Origin of the sequence: Streptomyces boluensis (assembly GCF_009908195.1) — a bacterium.
Classification (GTDB): domain Bacteria; phylum Actinomycetota; class Actinomycetes; order Streptomycetales; family Streptomycetaceae; genus Streptomyces; species Streptomyces boluensis.
This window is the reverse complement of record NZ_JAAAHS010000379.1, coordinates 1-7463: the sequence shown is the minus strand read 5'-3', so window position 1 is coordinate 7463 and position 7463 is coordinate 1. Positions and strand designations below refer to the sequence as shown.

The following is a 7463-nucleotide window of genomic DNA, read 5'->3' as shown; positions in this document are numbered from 1 at the left end:
ACACGGGAGGGTGGGCGGAAATGCGGGACACGCTGGTACTGAACGCGAGCTTCGAGCCACTGTCGACGGTGTCGCTGAATCGCGCCGTCGTTCTGGTCCTGCAGGACAAGGCCGTGGTCGAGGCCGCCCATCCCGAGCTGCGCATGCGCGGCGCCGCGGTGGACCTGCCGGTGCCCCGGGTGATCCGGCTGCTGAGGTTCGTACGCGTGCCGTTCCGAAGACAGGCACCGTGGTCGAGGCGGGGTGTGCTGGTACGGGACCGGCACAGGTGCGCGTACTGCGGGCACCGGGCGACGACCGTGGACCATGTGGTGCCGCGGTCGCGGGGTGGCGGGGACACCTGGCTGAACACGGTCGCCTCGTGTGCCGCGGACAACCACCGCAAGGCCGACCGGACACCGGCTCAGGCTCAAATGCCACTGCTTTTCGAGCCGTTCGTGCCGACGCCGTCCGAGGCCATGCTCCTCGCGCTCGGCGCCGACAGCCGTGCGGGGCTTCCCGACTGGCTGCCGGAGCTGCCTGCTGTGGCGTAGGCCGCCTTGCCGGTTGTACGAGCAGGGCCCGCCTCCCTTGTACGGGAGGCGGGCCCTGGTCGCGTACGGGGCAACTGTCAGTCGAGCGGGGGCTGTTCGCGGCGCTCGGGGATCTTGGCGGTGGAGACGCCGGGGACCGAACCGCCGCCCGGCTGGCCGAAGTTGCCGAAGGCGCCGGAGAGGCCCTTGAGGGCGTCGCCGATCTCGCTGGGCACGATCCAGAGCTTGTTGGCGTCGCCCTCGGCGATCTTCGGGAGCATCTGGAGGTACTGGTAGGAGAGCAGCTTCTGGTCCGGGTCGCCGGCGTGGATGGCCTCGAAGACCGTACGGACTGCCTGTGCCTCGCCCTCCGCGCGCAGGGCGGCTGCCTTGGCCTCACCTTCGGCCTTGAGGATCGCGGACTGCTTCTCGCCCTCCGCGGTGAGGATCGCGGACTGGCGGATGCCCTCGGCGGTGAGGATCGCGGCGCGCTTGTCGCGGTCGGCGCGCATCTGCTTCTCCATCGAGTCCTGGATGGAGGTCGGCGGCTCGATCGCCTTGAGCTCGACGCGGTTGACGCGGATGCCCCACTTGCCGGTGGCCTCGTCGAGGACGCCGCGCAGGGCCGCGTTGATCTCCTCGCGGGAGGTCAGGGTCCGCTCCAGGTCCATGCCGCCGATGATGTTGCGCAGGGTGGTGACGGTGAGCTGCTCGATGGCCTGGATGTAGCTGGCCACTTCGTAGGTGGCTGCTCGGGCGTCGGTGACCTGGTAGTAGATGACCGTGTCGATGTTGACGACCAGGTTGTCCTGGGTGATCACCGGCTGCGGCGGGAAGGGGACGACCTGTTCACGGAGGTCGATCCGGTTGCGGACCGAGTCGATGAACGGCACGACGATGTTGAGTCCCGCGTTCAGCGTGCGCGTGTAGCGGCCGAACCGCTCCACGATGGCGGCGCTTGCCTGTGGAATGACCTGGATCGTCTTGATCAGGGCGATGAAGACGAGCACCACCAGGATGATCAGGACGATGATGATCGGTTGCATCGGTGTTCCCCCGAGCCCTTCGTACTTTCTGATTCCGGAAAGATCTTGAGGAGCGAGTCTGTCAGACGGTCGGCGCGCGTGGGCCGCCTTCGTTCAGTTCACGCCAACGTCCGCCGCGCGGGCGTCACATGACGATCGCCGTCGCACCCTCGATCTCGACGACGTCCACCTGCTGGCCGACCTCGAAGGACTGTGAGGCGTCGAGGGCGCGGGCGGACCAGACCTCGCCGGCCAGCTTGATGCGGCCGTCGCGGCCGTCGACCCGCTCGAGGACCTCGGCCTGCCGGCCCTTCAGGGCGTCGACTCCCGAGGCGTGTCCGGGTTGTTGGGAGCGGTGGCGGGCGGCGATGGGGCGTACCACCACGAGGAGGGCGACCGAGACGGCCGCGAAGACCACCACCTGCCAGACGATGCCGCCGCCGAGACTCGCGGTGACGGCGCCGGCGACGGCGCCCACCGCGAACATCCCGAACTCCGGCATGGCCGTCAGGACCAGAGGAATGCCGAGGGCGACCGCCCCGATCAGCCACCACACCCATGCGTCGATGTCCACATGGTCATGGTAGGCGGGAAGGTCGCCTCGGGGACAGGGGGCGTCCGGGCCGCTGTAGTCGCTCAACTGACTTACGCGGTAAGGGTCTTGGCTGTCCGCGTCGCGGCTGTCTCGTCTTCGCTGTCGCGTCTTGGCCGCTGCGTCGTGGGCCTCGGCGCGGGTGGTTCAGCTCAGCGGCAGGCCCTGGGCCGTCCAGCGGTCGCCGACCTGCTCGACGACGAGCGGGAGGCCGAAGCAGCGGGAGAGGTTGCGGGAGCTGAGCTCGAGCTCGATCGGGCCCGCGGCGAGCACCTTGCCCTGGCGGATCATCAGGACGTGCGTGAAGCCGGGGGCGATCTCCTCGACGTGGTGCGTGACCATGAGCATCGAGGGGGCGATCGGGTCGCGGGCGAGGCGGCCGAGCCTGCGTACGAGATCTTCGCGGCCGCCGAGGTCGAGGCCCGCGGCGGGCTCGTCGAGGAGGAGCAGCTCAGGGTCGGTCATCAGGGCGCGGGCGATCAGGGTGCGCTTGCGCTCGCCCTCGGAGAGGGTGCCGAACCTGCGGTCGACGTAGTCCGTCATGCCGAGGCGGTCGAGGAAGGCGCGGGCGCGCCGCTCGTCGATCTCCTCGTAGTCCTCGTGCCAGGTGGCGGTCATGCCGTACGCCGCGGTGAGGACGGTCTGCAGGACGGTCTGGCGCTTGGGCAGCTTGTCGGCGAGCGCGATGCCGGCGACGCCGATGCGGGGGCGCAGCTCGAAGACGTCGGTGCCGGGCCGGCCGAGGGTCTCGCCCAGAACGGTGGCGGTGCCCGTGGTGGGGAAGAGGTAGCTGGACGCGAGGTTCAACAGGGTCGTCTTGCCCGCGCCGTTGGGGCCGAGGATGACCCAGCGCTCGCCTTCCTTGACGGACCAGGAGACCTGGTCCACCAGGGCCCGGCCCTCGCGGACCACGGATACGTCCACCAGCTCCAGAACATCGCTCATGAGCGCGTTGTCTCCCATTGCAGTCTCGTCTCGCTTGCGCCTGTGGACGCAGCCCCCGGGGAAAAACCTACGCCACCGGTCGGACACTCCCGTCGCCAGTGGGGTCCTTAGGCTGGTGTCCATGCTCACGGAACCACGCTCGGGCCTGCTGGCCTCTTGGGGAAATGCCCTTATTGCTGGACTTGTCTCACCTGATGACGCGGTGCTCGCGATAGTCGGTACGGACGCGGTGCACCGGGTCGAGGGGCTGCCCGGTGAGTCGGGGCCGGTCGGCCTGACGCTCGCGCTCGGCCGGCTGCGCGCGCTCGGCGCGACGGGCCTGCGGGTGGCGCTGCCCGCGCCCGGACATCCGCTCGGCCTGAGCGGCCCGCCGGAGTTCAACGCGCGTGCCCTGGAGGCCGAGGAGGCGGTCGTCTGCCACGGGGTCGCGCTGGGGCTCGTTCCCGAGGTGTACGAGGCCGGGCCGGAAGGTGACGTACATGTCGAGGTCGTCTGGCACTGCCTGCCGGTGCGTGAGGCGCCGCCCGCGGACGTGCCCTCGCTCGGTGAGGCGGAGCGGGAGCTGGCCGAGGCGCTGCGGGATGCCACGCACCTACTGCTGCGGCTCGACGTGGCGGGCTCCGGTCCGGTCGCCGATGCGGCCGTCGACGCGTACCGGGCGCGGGCCGAACGCGGCCGCGAGGTGCTGGCTCCGGGCTATCCCCCGCGCGCGGTACGGGTGTTGGAGCTGGCGCAGCGGGTGGGCCTGCTGATCTCGGTGGCGTACGAGAACGGGCCGGGCGGCGCCGTGAGCGCATCGGAGATGGCGGCTCGGGGCGAGGCGCTGCGGCCGGTCGAGCGCACCGCGCGGCGGGCGCAGGTGGCGGCGTACAACGCGTTCGTGGAGGAGCGGGAGCGCGGGGTGCGCTGAGGCGTGTGCACAGGCCTGCTCGGTTCCTTGTGCGCGGACGGCCCTCCAGAGTGTGCCTGGAGGGCCGTCGGGTCAGCGGGGTGACCGGGGAGGCGGGCGTCAGTTGTTGACGGCGCCGTTCCCGAAGGCCGGGTTGAGCAGGCCGATGACGTTCACGGTGTTGCCCACGGCGTTCACCGGAACGTGGACCGGCGCCTGGACGACGTTGCCGGAGCCGACGCCCGGGGAGTGGGTGGCCACGCCCACGGCGTCCGCGCTGGTGGCGGAGGCGAAACCGGTGGCGGCGGCGACCAGGCCACCGGCCATCATCGAGACGGCAGCGGCCTTCTTCAGGTTCTTCACTACGGGACCCTTCTAGCGGAAGCTGCGGCCAGCCGCCGCAGCACGCACTGAGAACGGCCGGGGCGCGCGGAGGTTGCGCCATCCGGGCTACATCCACACGACGGTATGAATCTCAGATCGGAACATGACGGTCCGCAGGGGCAGTTGGGCCCCTGCGGTGGTCGGGTGCCTGTGGTGGGTCTGCTCAGCCCGCCGCCCCGTGGCGTACCGCCCAGAGTGCCGCCTGGGTGCGGTCGGCCAGGTCCAGCTTCATCAGGATGTTCGAGACGTGGGTCTTGACCGTCTTCTCCGAGAGGACCAGGGCGCGGGCGATCTCTCGGTTGGAGCGGCCGTCGGCGATCAGGCCGAGCACTTCGCGCTCCCGCTCGGTGAGCGAGCCGCCTCTGCCCTGCGTACTGCCCGACTCGTCCTGGGCCAACAGGGCGTCCGCCACCTCGGGTTGCAGCAGGACATGGCCCGCGTGCACCGAGCGGATGGCGCCGGCCAGCGCCTCCGGGTCGATGTCCTTGTAGACGTACCCGGCGGCGCCCGCGCGGAGGGCGGGGACGACCGTGCGCTGTTCGGTGAAGCTGGTGACGATCAACACCTTGGCGGGGTTGGCCAGTTCACGCAGTTTCCGGAGCGCCTCCACTCCGTCCATGCCGGGCATCTTGATGTCCATGAGGACGACGTCCGGGCGCAGTTCCTCCGTACGCGCGATGCCCTCGGCGCCGTCGGACGCCTCGCCCACGACCTCGATGTCGTCCTGGACCTCGAGGAAGGTGCGCAGTCCGCGGCGCACCACCTGGTGGTCGTCCACGAGCAGCACTCTGATGGCCCGCCCGTCTCCCGCCGCGCGCGCGGCGCCGCTCGCTGCCTCAGCCACCGGGGACCTCCATGGTGATCGTGGTGCCCTTGCCGGGCTCCGATTCGACGCTCAGGCGGCCGCCGACCCCGCCGGCCCGGTGTCGCATCGACACCAGGCCGAGGTGGCGTCCTGCGCTCCGTATCGCGCGGGTGTCGAACCCGCTGCCGTCGTCCGTGATGCTCAACTCGGCACCCTGCTCGCACTTCTGGAGTACGACGCTCACGTGTGCGGCGCCGGAGTGGCGCAGGGCGTTGTGCAAGGCCTCCTGGGCGACGCGCAGGAGTGCCTCCTCCTGTGCCGAGGGAAGGGCGCGCACGCCGCTGCACTCGAAGGTGACGTGCGCCGAGTGCGCGCGGTCCAGGACCTGGATCTGCGTACGCAACGTCGCCACCAGGCCGTCCTCGTCCAGGGCGGCGGGGCGCAACTCGACGACGGCCGCGCGCAGTTCGTCCGCGGCCTCGGCGGCGAGCGCGGCCACCTGCTGGAGTTCGTCCTTGGCGCGGGCCGGGTCGCGGTCGACGAGGGCGGCGGCGGCCTGTGCGGTGAGGCGCAGCGAGAACAGCTTCTGGCTGACGGCGTCGTGCAGTTCGTGCGCGAGCCGGGAGCGCTCCTCGGCGATGGTGAGCTCGCGGCTGCGCTCGTACAGCCGGGCGTTGGTGAGGGCGAGGGCGGCGTGCTGGGCGAAGATGCCGAGCAGCTCCTCGTCCTCCTCGGTGAATCCGCAACCGCCGTGTGGTTCCGGGCACTTGGGGTCCGTGGAGCGTGCCTCCACGGGGCGCAGTTTGTTGGCGAGGAACAGTGCGCCGAGGATCTCGTCGCCGTCCCGGATGGGCAGGCCGAGGAAGTCGGACATCTCCGGGTGCGCGGCCGGCCAGCCCTCGAAGCGGGGGTCCTCGCGCACGTCGGCGAGGCGCTCGGTGTCGGCTGCGTGCAGCATCGACGCGAGGATGCCGTGCTGGCGGGGCAGCGGGCCGATGGCCTTCCACTGCTCCTCGCTGACGCCGTCGACGACGAACTGCGCGAAGCCGCCGTGGTCGTCGGGCACACCGAGCGCCGCGTACTCCGCGTCCAGGAGTTCGCGTGCCGACACGACGATCGTCTTGAGGACGTCGCGCACTTCGAGGTGCCGGCTCATGGCGAGGAGCGCTGAGCTCACCGCGAGCAGGCCTGAGCGTGGAGCACCGGTCATGGCCTCACCGTACCGGCGGGGTCCGACAGTCGGATCGGCCGTGAGTACGCGCTCGCCTGGGCCCCGAGGACTAGGGCGAAGGGCCCTGCGGGGTGCGGTCCCGGGCCTGAGGCGTCCGGTGCGGAGGCGTTCCTACGTTGGGAGCGGAGGTGTTCCCACGTGGTGGAACGGAGGTGTTCCTACGTGGTGGAACGGAGCACTCCGGGGACACACGCCAGGGACAGCGGACGCGTCGAGGGGTTGGACACCATGCCGGTAGCGATCGTGACGGGGGCTTCGAAGGGGTTCGGGCGGGCGTGGGCCACCGCGCTGGCGGCCCGTGGTTGGGACCTCGTTCTGGACGCGCGCTCCGCCGGGCCCCTGGCGGAGACGGCCGCGGAGTTGAAGGGGCACCACACGCGCGTGCTGGCGGTTTCCGGTGACGTGACGGACCCCTGGCACCGCGGTGCCCTGGTCGCCGCGGCGCGTGAACTCGGCGGGCTCGACCTGCTGGTGAACAACGCGAGCGCGCTGGGCGCCGAACCCCTCGTACGGCTCGACGAGCTGCCGCTCGACGGGCTGCGGCAGGCGCTGGAGACCAATGTGGTGGCGGCGCTCGGGCTGATCCGGGAAGCGCTGCCGCTGTTGCGGGAGTCGGCGGCGGGGGCGGTGCTGAACCTCAGCTCCGACGCGGCCGCCGAGGCGTACGAGACCTGGGGCGGATACGGCGCCTCGAAGGCGGCGCTCGACCAGCTGTCGGCGGTCCTCGCGGTGGAGGAGCCGGGCCTGCGGGTGTGGGCGGTGGACCCGGGTGACATGCGGACGGACCTGTACCGGGCCGCGGTGCCGCTCGACGACGACTCCGGGCGGCCGTCGCCCGAGTCCGTGGTGCCCGCCTTCCTGCGGCTGCTCGACGCGCGGCCGGCGAGCGGGCGGTACTCGGCGCCTGATCTGGCGGAGGCGGAGCGGTGACGGTTCGTACCGGTGCCGGTGCGCCCGCACCGCGCGGGGCGGAGCCCACGCCGCACCCGGAGCCGGCGCCCACAGCCCGGAAAACCCTGCCCACGCGCGTGCCGGACGAGCTGTCCGCGCGGGTACCGGTCGAGCAGCGCAGGCCGGGGG

The 7463-nt window shown here is 71.4% G+C and carries 9 protein-coding genes; 3 read left to right on the top strand and 6 right to left on the bottom strand.

Annotation, left to right across the window (positions count from 1 at the left end; translation table 11 throughout):
* Window positions 1-20: 20 nt before the first annotated feature.
* On the top strand, window positions 21-533 hold the full coding sequence (locus GUY60_RS31380; RefSeq protein WP_161703990.1) for an HNH endonuclease: 513 nt from the start codon (window positions 21-23) through the stop codon (window positions 531-533).
* Between the two features lie 77 nt (window positions 534-610).
* On the opposite strand, the gene GUY60_RS31375 is transcribed toward GUY60_RS31380, so the two are convergent.
* The 3 genes from GUY60_RS31375 to GUY60_RS31365 all read right to left on the bottom strand — a co-directional run bounded on the left by GUY60_RS31375 (window position 611) and on the right by GUY60_RS31365 (window position 3074).
* Window positions 611-1558, bottom strand: coding sequence for an SPFH domain-containing protein (locus GUY60_RS31375; RefSeq protein WP_161703988.1), 948 nt, complete (start codon window positions 1556-1558; stop codon window positions 611-613).
* 124 nt (window positions 1559-1682) lie between these two features.
* Window positions 1683-2111, bottom strand: a complete 429-nt coding sequence (locus GUY60_RS31370) for an NfeD family protein (protein ID WP_161703986.1) — start codon at window positions 2109-2111, stop codon at window positions 1683-1685.
* A 165-nt stretch (window positions 2112-2276) separates the two neighbouring features.
* Window positions 2277-3074 (bottom strand): ABC transporter ATP-binding protein, encoded by a 798-nt coding sequence (locus tag GUY60_RS31365; protein WP_161703984.1) that lies wholly within the window; start codon window positions 3072-3074, stop codon window positions 2277-2279.
* A 121-nt stretch (window positions 3075-3195) separates the two neighbouring features.
* Here GUY60_RS31365 and GUY60_RS31360 point away from each other — a divergent pair, with 121 nt between their 5' ends.
* Window positions 3196-3984, top strand: coding sequence for an Rv1486c family protein (locus GUY60_RS31360; RefSeq protein WP_161703982.1), 789 nt, complete (start codon window positions 3196-3198; stop codon window positions 3982-3984).
* A 99-nt stretch (window positions 3985-4083) separates the two neighbouring features.
* Here the strand turns inward: GUY60_RS31360 and GUY60_RS31355 are convergent, their stop codons facing one another.
* The 3 genes from GUY60_RS31355 to GUY60_RS31345 all read right to left on the bottom strand — a co-directional run bounded on the left by GUY60_RS31355 (window position 4084) and on the right by GUY60_RS31345 (window position 6362).
* Window positions 4084-4326 carry a chaplin gene (locus GUY60_RS31355; protein ID WP_161703980.1) on the bottom strand — a complete coding sequence of 81 codons (243 nt, stop codon included), beginning with the start codon at window positions 4324-4326 and terminating at the stop codon, window positions 4084-4086.
* A 184-nt stretch (window positions 4327-4510) separates the two neighbouring features.
* Window positions 4511-5191, bottom strand: a complete 681-nt coding sequence (locus GUY60_RS31350) for a response regulator (RefSeq protein ID WP_161703978.1) — start codon at window positions 5189-5191, stop codon at window positions 4511-4513.
* Window positions 5184-6362, bottom strand: coding sequence for a GAF domain-containing sensor histidine kinase (locus GUY60_RS31345; RefSeq protein WP_161703976.1), 1179 nt, complete (start codon window positions 6360-6362; stop codon window positions 5184-5186). The genes GUY60_RS31350 and GUY60_RS31345 overlap by 8 nt, the downstream gene beginning before the upstream one ends.
* Before the next feature lie 249 nt (window positions 6363-6611).
* On the opposite strand from GUY60_RS31345, the gene GUY60_RS31340 reads away from it, so the two are divergent.
* Entirely contained in the window at window positions 6612-7313 is a 702-nt protein-coding gene (locus GUY60_RS31340; protein ID WP_161703974.1) for an SDR family NAD(P)-dependent oxidoreductase, read from the top strand.
* The last annotated feature ends 150 nt before the right edge of the window (window positions 7314-7463 follow it).